This window comes from Natronincola ferrireducens (assembly GCF_900100845.1).
GTDB classification, from domain to species: Bacteria; Bacillota; Clostridia; order Peptostreptococcales; family Natronincolaceae; genus Natronincola_B; species Natronincola_B ferrireducens.
This window is the reverse complement of sequence record NZ_FNFP01000003.1, coordinates 1-14521: the sequence shown is the minus strand read 5'-3', so window position 1 is coordinate 14521 and position 14521 is coordinate 1. Positions and strand designations below refer to the sequence as shown.

Below are 14521 nucleotides of genomic sequence, written 5' to 3'. Positions count from 1 at the left end.
ATTTTGAAATATCTATGTATAATCTATATTATAGCTGGAAAGTTACCTTTTTATTATTACATAAGGAGTGAAAATATGAGTCGAGTAGGAAAAGCTATTCAACAACAAAGAATGAAAAAAGGAATAACCCCTAAACAACTGGGAAAAAAATGTGGTGTATCTGAAGCTTTTATTTTAGATATTGAGGGTGGCAAAAAAATTATCAATGAAAAGCTTTTAGCACAAATCTCTAAGGTTTTAGGTGGAAATTTAGAGGAAAATATGGTGCTAGAAGCACCTCCTCAAGAAAAGAAAGAACAGGAAACACTAGAAAAAAAGCCCCAGAAGTTTATGGAAACTACTTCCTCCAAAAGAAGGGAGGTAGAACCCTTAGCCCAATGGGGAGAAGCATTGTCTAATATTATCAAACAGATCCCTATTTATGATATGGCAATGGTTGATAGAAAGGGATATAAAAGCTTTCCCATTATTGATAAGAAGGTGGAGGGCTTCCATCCAGATAAGTTAATCTATATCCAATTAGAGGATGATACCCTTTCTGAATATAGAATGAAAAAGGGGGACAGATGTCTAATCTACTTAAACCACGAGCCGATGAATGGTACCTTTCAATTGGTGGAATATGATAAAAAGACTTATTTAAGAAAAGTAAAAAGAGTAGAAGGCAATAAGATTAAATTGATTAAAGGAACAGCAGATAGCCAAGCAGTTATTAAAGAAATGAAGGACATTAAAATATTAGGTAAATTGATTCGGGTAGAAATTGATTTTTAATTTTTAAAAAACTAATGTGTAAAATAGTTTACGTATTTTATTATAGAAAAAAATTAACTCCTTCCTGGTGGGATTTGAAGTAATATGCCAGGAAGGAGTTGTCGGTATACTATTGGTATAACTGCCCTTGTAACATTAGATGTTCTTTGGAACCAATGGGTTTAGATTTTTAATGGTTACAGTTGTGATGATTTTCGTCACAGCCATAATGAGAATCAGTACCTTCTGATTTTCTAAAAAGATGAATCCCTTTTTTTGTTTCTTCTTCTACTACTTCTATTATCCTATCAAGATACTTGAAAACCTCTTGGGAACACTTTTCTGCTCCATGATACAATTGTTCAACTTGGTTTCTATTCTTATCTTCAACAGCCTTAAGAAGCTCTTCCCCTAATTGATGGAGTTTTTTATGGACTCCGTCAATTCTTTGCCACTCCTTTAGTATAGATGGATGTGTTACCTTTATGGCGTCATAAAAATGTCCAAAGGCACACTTTGAACCGTTAATCTGTATAGGATAGGTTCTCATCTCTTCAGCAATGGTTTTTAGGGTTTTCATCCACTCCAAGTGACTTGTTTTTCCATTATTAAGCTTATGCAAAAATTCTTCATTACTAATTGCATTGCTACTTCCCTGTAGGGCACCCATCATTTCTTTTACTGTGGCTGAGAGGGTATCATCAATTGTAGATATTTCCTTAGCATACTTAGCACTTGCTGAAGCATCCTGTTGAATAATCAAAGTCATCTCACTAAGTTTTTCTGCATCCTGACTGGATGAATCCATAGCTAAATTTATTTCTTCTGTGGCCTTTCGTATACCAATCATAGATTCATTTATAGTTTTTACATCATTAATTGTAGCTTGAAGCATGTCTACATTTTTTTCTGTAGTTTTTGTGATACCATCGATCTTATGACTCATATTTTCAGTAGAATCAATAGCATTTATCATACTTTGCTTTCCTTCTTTTGCAGCAACTTGAATATTTTCCACAAAAGATGTCATGCCCGAGAGCTGTGTTTTCGTATCATCTGCCAGCTTTCTAATCTCTTCTGCTACAACTGCAAATCCTCTACCATGCTCACCAGCCCTAGCTGCTTCAATAGAAGCATTAAGGGCTAGAAGATTTGTTTGTTCAGCAATGGCTCCCACTCCCTTTACAATGTCATTTACTTTATTAGCCATATCCACCAATTGTTCTATCTTTTCATTCATAATTCTCGCATCTTTTATAACATTTTCCTTTAATTCGTTGACTTCTTTTATTTCTTCTAAGCTTGTATAGTTACTTTCTACTAAATTTCTTGAGGAATCCGATAGCTGGTTTAATGTTTCTGAGGTCATACTTACTGTACTTCCTACTTCATTCATACTGGCGGTGGTCTGTTGTACTATGGCTAAATTTGATTCACTAAGAATTGCCATTTCCTTAGCAAAACCGATAAGTTTCCTTGAAATGTGAGCCATATTAACATCAAAGCTGCTTAGAAGGGTTGATACTTCCAAAACGTTGTTGGCGGCCTTTGCCATCTGTTTTTCGTTAGAAAATAATTTTTTGAAATAATTTAAAAAAGTAACATGGATAGGATATTTAACATTAGGTTCTTCAGCTGATTGACCATTCATTGCTTTTTCTACGTATTTTATAATCTCTTCAGTTTCCCTACAGGGTTTTTTGCCAAATCCTTTTAACATATTATTTCCCCCTCTTATTTTCAATAGTTTAGCATTAAGCTATATTTTTTGAATCTTTAAAGCTTTGTCGAAATAACTCATATACATTGCTACATTTTACCATATGATGTAAAATCTTTCAATCCTTATACTGATTTATACATAATATATTTATTCTGCTGATTACATAGAAAAAATAAGGAAATCTATATAATTTAGTTTTTTATGTTTAATCCAGCAATTATTTAAAGGTTTTTAAGGAATAGATGTAGAATGAATTTAGGAAATAGAAGCTGTTTTTAAAATAGAAGTGAGAGGTGTTCTTTATTTATGGATAAAAATACTAAGTCCTATATGAAGCTATTTGATGATGCACTAATTGGAACTTTTTGCAGTACCCTTGATGGAAAATTTTTGTATGTAAATAAAGCCTTTTCCAACATATTAAAATATGATTCTCCAGAGGATGTCATCCACTCTGTTAAAAATATCGAAGGTGAAATTTATGCAAAAAACACCCACTGGCAATTACTTGAGGAAATTGAAGGGGATGGAAAGCTTTCTAATTATCAAGTGCAATGCTATTGTAAGGACAGGAGTATAATAACTGTCCTTTTAAATATACATATAAAAAAGGATAAACAAGAAAATACCCTCTATCTTGAGGGGTTTATCCATGATATTACCCCTTTAAAGGAAAAAGAAGAACAACTGAAAAAAAATGAACAGATGCTACAGGAATTAAATGATGAGTTAGAATCCGCCCTACAGCAATTAAGTGCAAGTGAAGAAGAGTTATGTGATAATTATAATCGCTTAAAGGAGAAGGAAGCTGATTTGGTCTATCAAAAAAACTCCTTTGAATGCCTTTTTAATAATTCTCTGGATGCTATCATTCATTTTGATGAAAATAAATATATTATAAATGTTAATCAACAATTTATTGAGTTGTTTGGCTATACCCTCCAAGAACTCAAGGGAAAATATATAAATGATATTATTGATCCCTTTAGTCAAGTAGAATATTATCTTACTTACGCTAATTTAGAGAAAGGTGATTGCAAGTTTAGAGATACTCTACGATATGATAAGCATGGCAATCCCATTAAGGTCTTTGTTAAAGGGGTACCCATTGTTATAAATAACAAAGTGGTAGGAGGCTACGCCATCTATACCGATGCCAGACCTATAAAAGAAGCAGAAGAACAAATTAAAAAACAGCAACAAAGATTGGAATTTCATTTTAATTATTCTCCAGATGCTATTGTCTACCTTGATATGAACCACAATATTCAAGAAATTAATAAAAAGTTTACAGATCTATTTGGATATTCAGCAAGTGAGTGTATAGGAAAAAACATTCAAAACCTAATTATAGGTGAAGAATATCTTGAAGAAAGTCAATTAATTAATGATTTGATCCACAAAAAACAAACAGTGGAAATAGATACTTTCAGAAGAAGGAAAGATGGTATCTTTATTGATGTTTGTGTTCGAGGGGGCCCAACAATTGTTGACGGACAAATTACTGGCTATCACGTTATTTATACGGATATTAGAACCCGAAAAGAAGCAGAAGAGAGAATAAAATATTTAAGCTATCATGATAATCTTACGGGATTGTATAACCGAGCTTTTTTTGAAGAAGAATTAAAACGTCTAGATACCCAAAGACAGATGCCTCTAGCTGTTATTATTGGTGATGTAAATGGTCTAAAACTGACAAATGATGTTTTCGGTCATCTACAAGGAGATAAGCTTTTGGTCAAAACCGCAGAAATTCTAAAAGAGGCTTGTCGTAGGGAGGATATCGTATGTAGATGGGGTGGAGATGAGTTTGCTATTCTACTAACCCAAACAGATAAGGAAACTGCTAGAGTTATTTGTCATAGAATTTATAGTTTATGTAAACAATCGGATACTGAACCAATAAATATCAGTATTTCACTAGGCTATGCTGTGAAATACAGGTCAGACCAATTTATGACAGATATAATTAAAGAAGCTGAAGAACAAATGTATAGAAATAAGTTACTTGAAAATAAAAGCACTAGAAGTAGTATTATACTTTCTCTACAAAAATCATTGTATGAAGGAAATTATGAAACAGAAGAACATGTGGAACGTATGAAGCTATTAAGTATAAAATTAGGTAAAAGCTTAAATCTCGATAATGATAAAATTAGCGAATTAGGTTTGCTGGCCATATTACATGATATTGGTAAAATAGCTATATCTGATACAATTCTTTTAAAACCTGGGAAACTGACACCAGAGGAATGGGAAGAAGTAAAGAGACATTGTGAAATTGGTTATAGAATTGCTCAAACATCCCCAGAATTAACTCATATCGCTAAGTACATTTTATTTCATCATGAAAGATGGGATGGTAAAGGGTATCCTCGAGGATTGAAGGGTGATGAAATTCCATTATTATGTCGAATTATTGCAGTCATTGATGCCTATGATGTAATGACTCATTGCAGCATTTATAAAGAATCCCTTTCCCACAAGGAGGCTTTAGATGAGATACTAAGATGCTCAGGTAGTCAGTTTGACCCTGAAATTGTCACCAAATTTATAGGAATCTTCTAGTAAAACCCCGCAAGCATCTAAAGCCCGCTATTTTACAACAAGCCCTTCTGCATTATCTTCAGAAGGGCTTGTCTTAAAAAAACAGTAAATTTAATTTAAATTTTATGCTCCCTCTTCTATAGTAACTTTGTTTTTCTCAATTTTAATTTCTTTAGAAAAATTTTTTTGATTGCTTAGGAGATTAACTTCCCACCATATTTTACCATCTGAGCATTCTCTTGTAACACACTTTTTAAGTTCAGCTCTTGGATACTTTCTCTTGACATATTCCATTTCCTCATTAGATAATCTTAACTCTCTAAAGTAAACTCCTGCTCCAAAGGAATCCTCAAGAAATTCTTCAAGTCTTTTAATTTCATTTGGCGTCATACTATCCCCCCTTTAGTTATTGATGGTTCCTATCCTTTATGGAAATTTATTGTATAACAGCTATTGCTTCCACAATTGAAGCTAATCTTCAACCAGCACCACTGCATGACCTCCTAATGCAAAATAACTATCAAAGAAAACATCTGCATTGTGGATTACTTGACCCTTTAAGGGATTCATTATATATACATTGCTTTCATCATATCCCCTTAGGACAACGGCGTGTAGATTAACTGGTGCAATAAATTCTTCTTCACTATTAGAAAAATACCAAGAATAATTTAACCTAGGAGGTGACAGATCAAGGGTTACCCATATAACTACAGGTCTTCCCTTATCCAGCTGTTGGATAATTTCATCCCTTGTACTTCCACTGATATTGATAGCCCTTTTAAATCCTCCAACATCATGGATATACTGATTAGCCGCTTCTACAATTGGAGGGGCATAAACAAAGAAACCACTGGCATGGCTAGGATCTCCAGCAAATGCCTCGTAGGGATTAGCTCCATAAAGCCTGTCATTTTTTCTGTAAAATGGTTCCATTGGTAAATAACCTTCAGACATTTCTGTTTTAGATATCCCATAGCCATAGAAATTCAGGACCGCTGTTAAGGAAGTGATTTCACATCCATTTGGTAACTCTGGCTTTTGCATAAGGACTTCCACTGGAATATCTACTTCAGTGATGATGATATCATTGGTTTCTGTCCTATAAATGTCCTTCACATATTCATTGATATTATTTTCAATGACTAAGACATGATTTTCTTCACCAATTTCTATATCAATTATTTCATTGCTTAACCCATAGGCCTCTGAAATTTGAACCTGCTCTATTCTATAGCTGGTGCCATAATCTAGGGGCTTAGAGGATGCTAAACCATCTTCATCGGTAACAAGACTTTCAATAATTTCTCCTGATTCTACAGCAGTGATGATGAATTCAGTATTTTTTATAGGCCATTGTTCTTCTCCATCAATATTGATAATTGTAATAATACCCTGTTGGTTTTCCTCTATAATATCCTCTGGATCTCCACTACTTCTAAATCGATTGTTTATCACAAAAAGGAATGCTGCAATGATTATTATAAAAAACAGTATAGTTCCAAATCTTTTTTTCATTTGTATCCCCCTATTTTAGATATCAACATCTCCCTCAAAAAACCCCACTATGTTCCTTAAATAGTGGACAACAAATGCCCTAGTCAATAGTATTTATGGCCTTCTATATAAAATGAGCCTTAATTGAGGAGAAATTTCTGTTCCCTTCAATTGTAGCTCAAATTATTTGACGGATGCAGTCCTTAATCCCCACTGTATACAGGAAGTAATTAGCACTACATTGAAATTAAAATGTTTAGTGACTTTTAATTAATTGAGTATAATTATTATAATTCCACAAAAAATTTCTTATACCATACAAGAAATACATAGGTTGTCCAAATATATCTAGCATAATTATTTTTACCGGTATAATGTTCTTCAAGAAACTTTATAAGTTCATCAGTAACAAAGAATTCCTTTGCTATATCCGATTCAAACATTTCCTTCACGATGTTGTAGTATTTTTCCTCCCTTAACCAATATCTAACTGGAACAGGAAACCCTACCTTTACACGATTTGCCCATTCATCTGGGAGAACTTCCTCAGAAGCCCTTCTTAGGGCATATTTTGTATCCTTTCTGTTGACCCTTAGATTTCTAGGTATTTCTGAAGCTAAAGCCATAACTTCCTTATCCAAAAATGGTACCCTTAATTCGAGGGAATGGGCCATACTCATTTTATCAGCCTTTAATAGAATATCCCCCGGTAGCCAAAGGTGAATGTCAAGGTATTGCATTTTGGTAACATCGTCTTTTCCCTTAACCCGATTATACACTTGTTTTGTAATACTTTCAACAGATGGACCGTTTTTATACTCATCCCGTAAAACCCTTAAAGCATCTTCCTCCTCATAGACCTTGGCCTGTCCAATAAACTTCTCCTCAATGGTCTGTCCACCCTTGACTAAAAAGTTGGTTACTCTATTTGGAGGCAGGAGGCTACATACAGATGCAACTGTACGACGAATAAAATAGGGTACTTTTTCATACTGTTCTAATTTAGCCGACTTCTGATACCATGTATAGCCGCCAAATATTTCATCAGCCCCCTCTCCTGATAAGACCACCGTTACATGCTCCCTGGCTAGCTTCGCTAAATAGTACAAGGGTACTGAGGATAGGTTGGATTGGGGTTCATCCATATGATACTGGATGGTTGAGATCATGTCAAAGCATTCATCAGCATTCATAATCTTTTTATGGTTTTCTATCCCTAAAATATTCGAGAGATCTTTTGCTAAGTTTGTCTCATTAAACATTCCTTCATGGTCTTGAAAGCCTACTGAAAAGGTCTTGTTTGGCTTTAATAATGCTGTAATATAACTGGAATCTATTCCACCTGACAGGAAAGATCCTACCTTCACATCACTGATTCTATGGTAGTTAACGGATTCCTGTAAAGTCTTTTTAATTTCCTCCACATAGTATTCTAAACTATTTTCTTTTTCGTCATACTTTAGCTCCCAATAGGGCTTTATGTCAATTTCACCCTTTTTGTAGATCATATAATGGGCAGGCCTTAGCTTGTAAACCCCTTTGAAAAAGGTTTCATCCAAAACAGAATACTGAAAGGTAAGATAAGGCTTTAATGCATCCTTATTCAGTTCTTTTATAAAGGCTGGTTGCTTTAAAAAGGCTTTTATTTCTGAGCCAAATATAAAAGAGTTATCTGATGTATTTTGGGTATAGTAGAGGGGCTTTATGCCAAAAATATCCCTTGCTAAAAGCATGGTTTCATTTCTTGTATCCCATATAGCAATGGCAAACATCCCTCTAAGCTTCTTTAATATATCTACACCATACTCCTCATAACCATGAATAATTACTTCACTATCAGAGTTGTTTTTAAATATATGACCCTTCTCTATTAAGTCATTCCTTAATTCTTGAAAATTATAGATTTCTCCATTAAAAACCATTACACAGCTTTTATCCTCATTATACATGGGCTGACTTGCTTCCTGGGATAAATCAATAATACTAAGCCTTCTAAATCCTAATGTTACCTCATCATCTGTAAAGAAATCACCACTATCAGGGCCCCTATGGAGGATAGCCATCATCATATCATTTATTGTTTTAACCTTATCTAACTCTGGGCCAGCAGAGGCAAATCCAACAAAACCACACATTTTATTACCCCCATTTAATTAGATTCATTATCTTGAGAAATGTTATATACTGTCAAATCATTGGAAATACCAGCTACTCTATTGCGTAGAGGGTAAAATAGCTTTTCTACTGGATATTCAGCTTTTTTCACATGTAGCTGCTGTAGTGCAATCTCTGCCCCATAATCCATTCCCTGACAGCCCGCCAATAGAATAAGATCCCCCTCCTCAGCCTTCGAAAGGGCATGGGCTATAGCATCCGTCAATTCATCATATAGGTTGACTTTTATATTGGCCTCAGACATTACCTCTTGAAATACATGGAGTTCCTCATCTGTAACCTTATCCTTAGATGTTACATGGGATACGCTCTTGGTTGCAATGACCTCATCAAAACCAAGCCTAGAACTCCATTTTACAATTGCTTCAGAATTTTCTCTGTTAACTGTAGGACCCCTCTCGCCTCTAATAGCATAGACCAAATGTAGATTTTTATAATCCATATAGTCTAACGTTTGTAAAGTTACGTTGATATTACCAGGATTAGCAAAATGATCATCTATAATCTTAATATCATCTTCAAAGATGAATTCAAATCGTCTTTCTACCCCCGTAAAGGTTCTCAAGGTTTTTTGTATTGTGTCAATAGGTATACCACAGAGCAATCCAATTGTTATCGCCACCATGGAGTTGTATACAGAATGTAAACCAGGAACAGATAACTCTATATCAAATTCTGTCGGTGAGTATTCAATGTCATGGACCTTAAAAGGCTTTAAGATTTCTACTGTAAATCTTCCTCTACCGGTGGATAAATCCAAGTTTTTGCAGTGAATATGACCTTCTCTACTGCCAACCCCAAAGGTTATAACCTGTGCCTTCGTATGATCAGCAAGAACCGCTGAATAGGGACAGTCTAAATTAAGGACAGCAATACTACTTTCCTTTGCATTTATAACTAAGCTGGATTTAAATTCATAATACTTCTCAAAGGAACCGTGGGCATCAATATGTTCCCTACTTATATTGTTAAAGCTGACAATATCATAATCCACTTCTTTTATCCGATGCAGCTCTAAAGCAGAAGAAGAGACCTCCATGGTTACATGAGAGACATCCCGTTCCACCATTTCATTTAAATAACATTGTAAATCTAAGGATTCTGGTGTTGTCAACTCAGCAGGTATAGATTCATCATCTATTTTTATAGAAACAGTTCCTATCAATCCTGTTTTCAATCCATGATTTTCTAAAATAGCATTGGTCATATAGGAAGTGGTTGTTTTGCCATTGGTGGCTGTAATACCTATCATTTTCATAGCTTTAGAAGGATTGTTATAAAAAGCTGCTCCTAATTGAGCTAAGGCAATTCTACTATTTTCCACAAGATATTGGGGTATATCGATTCCCTCTTGAAATTCTTCTACTACAGCAGCTACAGCTCCCTTTTCCACTGCTTGAGAAAGATATTTATGTCCATCGGTTTTATATCCTTTAATGCAGACAAAAAGATGTCCTTCACCAACCTTTTGGGAATGATATGAAATACCACGAATAATAAGGTCTTTTTCATTAGAAGCTTCTAAAACCCCTATTGAATTAAGTAGTTTTCTTAGTTTTACCATTTGTATCCCTCCTTCTATTTATCTCTAATAGAAATTTTCTTACTATAAGTTTCTTGTGTTATCTTCTAGTGATTTTTTTCAATATTTTACCTGCAAGGTTTTGTAAAAATGCAAAACCAGGTGCTGGATCATTCCAATCCCAAATTGCGTAGGCCTTTGGTTTAAATAAAGATGCCAGTACCTCCCACAAGGTAAGTTGTCCAGTTTTGATATAATCTTTAATTGCCAATAAATCCTCAAAAGCATACCAAAACACGATGTTTGTATCTTCTGTAATAGCCTTGGGCTCTAGGGGTTGTCCTGTTAATTCTCGGTAGGTTATATAGGGCATATTTAAACCCACCTTATATAACATATTATTAAAGTTGGTAATTCTCACATTTATTTCTATTAGATAAAATTCTCCAGTTTCTTCATCCTTTTTGAATTCTATTTCAGCAAACCCTTTATAGCCTACCTCTTCTAAAAATTTAGCCCCAATTTCATAAAGCTCAGGTACATGTTTTTGTCCCGTATAAACAGAGGCTCCAAAGTTGATAGGATATTGACGATACTTTTGACAGGTGGTCCAATGGGTTACTTTAGCCTCTTGATTTAAATAGGCGTCAAAAGTATACATATGATCATCAAAGCCTGGTATAATCCTTTGGACAATTACTTCTAAGTCGGCGTCTTGGGCCTTTTCTAAGGCTTTTTCTAGTTCCTCTTTATTATGAACCTTAAATATCTTTCTTCTAAATTTCGCCACAAAGGAGGCTGAATCAACAGGTTTAACAATACAAGGAAATTTAATCATGCTTTCTACTTTTTCAAAGAAATTCTCTTCATTTACCCTAACTGTCTCTGGTACAGTCACACCTTTTTCCATAGCTAATCGGTGCAAGGTTTCTTTATTCATAAGCTTTGTATATAAGCCTTTGTCAGTTTGAGGAATAAGGAAACATTCCTGCAGCTCTGATAAGTATTCATCAACAATCTCAACATATGCATCGTGACAGGGAATAAGCACTGGAGGAGAACTTTGTCTCTTGGCATAATCCTTTAAAAACCTAATAAACCCCTTTGGATCTTCTTTATAGTGGGGAGAAATAAGCCTTTCAGAACAATATTTGGATTTAGCACCATAGGTGTTTTCTTCAGAGTAGTCTACAGCTACAGTGGTTATACCATGCACCCCTAAACATCGAATGGCACTTAAACCTATATAATAATTGGATCCTAAAATTACAGCTTTATTATTCATGACTATCACCTCGTATATTATTGCATTTCCAAAGTTAACTCATATATATATCTATATTGACACAGAAGTTAGGAGTATGCAATACTTATTAGATTGTTTTAACCTGGTAACAATATGGGTCATATGGTTTTTTATGTATACTTCAGCAGTCTTCATAAGCCTTTATGATTTTTTTAAAATCTATAATAATAATATCTTATAAAAATAGTCCCTTCAGGGAGATGTATTTGGCTTATACACTGAATTATAGCCAAATAAATATTTTTGTAATCTTATAAAAATATAACTCAAATGTTTAGGAGAGATTTAATTATTTAAATCGGATAAGGGGGGTATTATTGTCTATTCTGTATTCATTTTTTCTAAGCAGCCTAATAAAATGAATTCTAATTTTGGGGAAGTATTTACCTCTACTGAAGTGTAGCCCAATTTAATTTCGCCATATAATATTTAAACTCCCACTTATTATGAAGTAGGAGTTTAAATATTTATTCTTTGGTTTTATATAACTTGAATACTCTAATAATTACTCCAACAATAAAAAGTCCTATTGCTATCATCACAAAAGGGGTGAAATATCCAAAACGACCCTTCAAATGTCCTCCAGCCTTATCCAGTAATGTGATTGTCTCGTGGGCGTAGAGGGTAAAGGATAAATCCTCATCAGGTAAATTCGGTAATGTTGCTGTATATACCTTATCTTCTCCCTTTTCTAGCTCTATACTGCTCTTCACAATATAAGGAGCTTCTTTTGGTGGGATAACTTTGATATTTAAATTTTCAAAGTCACGCCAGTTTTTAGCAGGATTTAAAATATAATCAAATGAGTATAGGGGCTTTACTGTTTGGGTTCTATCCATTGTTCCTGTTGTCTTATAGCTTACACTTACTTCTTTTTCACTATTTTGAGGAAAATCAACAGTGTAAACAAGGGTTAATATTCGCTGGTAATTTTCCTCCCCCATAAAGTCATGTTCAGAAGCATAGGCCATATTTCGGGTGAAGTGAACATCCAAAGCCTTCCCATACACATTGTACAGCTGGGTGTCAGAAATCATAGAATGCCTTTCTTTATGGGAATTCTTTTTTATATAGTCCATAAAATATGGTTTAAATTCCACCTCTTGCGTAGCTATTTCATAGGTGAACAAATCAGTCTCTATCTTTAATTCTCCATCTGTAAAAGCACTTATCTGTAAATCAATATCTTCACCTAAAACAAAAATTTCTAAAGTTTCAGGACTATAACACCAAGTAGCAATTTTTGTTTTTTCCCTATTCCATTCATACCGATTAAATCCGTTTGTAAGGACTTTGGTTGTTTCAGCATCAAAATTAAAATCAACTACAAAGTTTATTCTTTGGTCAGTAGTTGGTTTTACCTCAATAATGTAGAGCTTACCCTTTTCGTCCTCTGCAAAGTTATCGGCCCTGTAGAACTCATCGGTGATGTTTTTTATAGTTGTGGCAAAATCAAAGCTTACTTCCTTATCCTGTTGAAGGGAATTTCCGTAGCTGTTAACCACATCTCCCACATAAATTTCATAGGACAGTGGCTCTTCACCAGCGGTTATAGCAATGTCCTCAGGGGAAAAGCTATCAAGCCTTCCTACAAAAGGAAAAGCCATCTGTACCGATTGCATGTCATTTGTTGGATTAACCATTGTATAGGCAGCAGTGACTCTTCCAATAATGGTATGGAAGGACTCACTATTATCAGAAAAGTCAAAAATAAGATTTTCATTCCTTACCATAATTGGGGTGTTCTCTTGAATTGCCATGCTATCTGAAGCCGGGTATCCTTGCCAAAAAACAGGTCCAGAATTGGCAAAGACCATAGTAGAAAAAGACACCATAAGGATAGCATATACAATACTTTTTATCAACTTTTTCATTGAATCCCCTCCTAGTAATTTAGACGTTGTTGAAGAGATTATAGTTCCTTTCATTAATTAATTGATGCATCCCTTTTTATATCCTTATTTCTAAGGAATTCATTATAGAAAAATTCAAAGTTACTTTATATAATTTCTTCTCCCACCCATGGATATCCTTCTATTTCCTTTATATGTAACAATTATTTATACTAGATGAATTTTCTATATTGTTCTTATTTGAATTATGCGTCTATTCCTATTCCTTATTAGCAAATCCAATTTCATACTCTTTTCTATATCAAAACATCATTGACAAAAGATACATAATTCATTAATATTTTAATGGAATGGATTTTTTAAATAATATATAAAAATTATTTTCCTTTTAGATATAAAAGTAGTTTAAATTCTTTTGATATATTTCAATAAGTCCAAGGTCCATATCTTTCAAAGGAAAACTGTTTTTCATAAAATCATTTCATGACTAAGTTAGAAAGGGGTTTCATTATGTATTCATTTACACCTAGAGGAGTATGTTCACAACAAATTAATTTTTCTATCAATGATGGTATCGTAAAAGATGTAGTTTTTTACGGGGGATGTCCTGGTAACCTGAAGGGGATTAGTCAGCTAATCCAAGGTATGCAGGTAGAAGAAGCAATTAGTAAATTAAGAGGCATTACCTGTGGAGGAAAACCCACATCTTGCCCCGATCAACTGGCGATGGCCCTAGAGGCAGGTATGAAAAAGGAAGCTGTCTAAATTTAAGAAAGGATACGGGGGAAGATAAATAGCTTATCTTCCCCCGTATCCTTGAACTGCACCCTGTCAAGTAGACAGTGGAAATAATAAAAACTAATCTAAGCGGCCACAGCTCGAAATTCCATCGGGCTAAGGTCGCTTAATTTCTTTTGTAATCTCTTATGATTATAGAAATGAATGTATTCATCTATCGCCTCATTTAGCTCTTTGAAGGTATTGTATTTATTGAGATAATACTTTTCACATTTTAGAGTTCCAAAAAAACCTTCCATTGGCCCATTGTCAATACACTTTCCTACACGTGACATACTTTGCGTCATTCCTGCTGCTTCTACCTTATGTTTAAACCCATTTGAAGTGTATTGGTATCCACGGTC

11 protein-coding genes are annotated in these 14521 nt (G+C 34.2%); 3 read left to right on the top strand and 8 right to left on the bottom strand.

The window, feature by feature from the left end; all coding sequences use genetic code 11:
* The first annotated feature begins 75 nt into the window (after positions 1-75).
* Positions 76-774, top strand: coding sequence for a helix-turn-helix domain-containing protein (locus BLS22_RS08390; protein WP_090553304.1), 699 nt, complete (start codon positions 76-78; stop codon positions 772-774).
* A 169-nt stretch (positions 775-943) separates the two neighbouring features.
* Here the strand turns inward: BLS22_RS08390 and BLS22_RS08385 are convergent, their stop codons facing one another.
* On the bottom strand, positions 944-2473 hold the full coding sequence (locus tag BLS22_RS08385) for a methyl-accepting chemotaxis protein (protein WP_090553303.1): 1530 nt from the start codon (positions 2471-2473) through the stop codon (positions 944-946).
* A gap of 309 nt (positions 2474-2782) precedes the next feature.
* Here BLS22_RS08385 and BLS22_RS08380 point away from each other — a divergent pair, with 309 nt between their 5' ends.
* Positions 2783-5047, top strand: coding sequence for a PAS domain S-box protein (locus BLS22_RS08380; RefSeq protein WP_090553302.1), 2265 nt, complete (start codon positions 2783-2785; stop codon positions 5045-5047).
* A gap of 102 nt (positions 5048-5149) precedes the next feature.
* On the opposite strand, the gene BLS22_RS08375 is transcribed toward BLS22_RS08380, so the two are convergent.
* The 6 genes from BLS22_RS08375 to BLS22_RS08350 form a co-directional block, all read right to left on the bottom strand.
* Entirely contained in the window at positions 5150-5416 is a 267-nt protein-coding gene (locus BLS22_RS08375) for a hypothetical protein (RefSeq protein ID WP_090553301.1), read from the bottom strand.
* 81 nt (positions 5417-5497) lie between these two features.
* Positions 5498-6544: a C39 family peptidase gene (locus tag BLS22_RS08370; RefSeq protein WP_090553300.1), complete on the bottom strand. Its 1047-nt coding sequence runs from the start codon at positions 6542-6544 to the stop codon at positions 5498-5500.
* Between the two features lie 266 nt (positions 6545-6810).
* Positions 6811-8658, bottom strand: a complete 1848-nt coding sequence (asnB, locus tag BLS22_RS08365) for an asparagine synthase (glutamine-hydrolyzing) (RefSeq protein WP_090553299.1) — start codon at positions 8656-8658, stop codon at positions 6811-6813.
* Between the two features lie 14 nt (positions 8659-8672).
* A complete protein-coding gene (locus BLS22_RS08360; RefSeq protein ID WP_090553298.1) occupies positions 8673-10262 on the bottom strand; it encodes a Mur ligase family protein in 1590 nt (529 codons plus the stop codon).
* Between the two features lie 58 nt (positions 10263-10320).
* The gene (locus BLS22_RS08355; RefSeq protein WP_090553297.1) at positions 10321-11505 is read right to left on the bottom strand and encodes a carboxylate--amine ligase; all 1185 of its coding nucleotides are present in this window, start codon (positions 11503-11505) and stop codon (positions 10321-10323) included.
* 488 nt (positions 11506-11993) lie between these two features.
* On the bottom strand, positions 11994-13400 hold the full coding sequence (locus tag BLS22_RS08350) for a hypothetical protein (RefSeq protein ID WP_090553296.1): 1407 nt from the start codon (positions 13398-13400) through the stop codon (positions 11994-11996).
* 489 nt (positions 13401-13889) lie between these two features.
* On the opposite strand from BLS22_RS08350, the gene BLS22_RS08345 reads away from it, so the two are divergent.
* Entirely contained in the window at positions 13890-14144 is a 255-nt protein-coding gene (locus tag BLS22_RS08345) for a TIGR03905 family TSCPD domain-containing protein (RefSeq protein WP_090553295.1), read from the top strand.
* A 98-nt stretch (positions 14145-14242) separates the two neighbouring features.
* Here the strand turns inward: BLS22_RS08345 and BLS22_RS08340 are convergent.
* The coding region (locus BLS22_RS08340) for an IS3 family transposase (RefSeq protein WP_143011270.1) at positions 14243-14521 on the bottom strand (279 nt) is incomplete at its 5' end.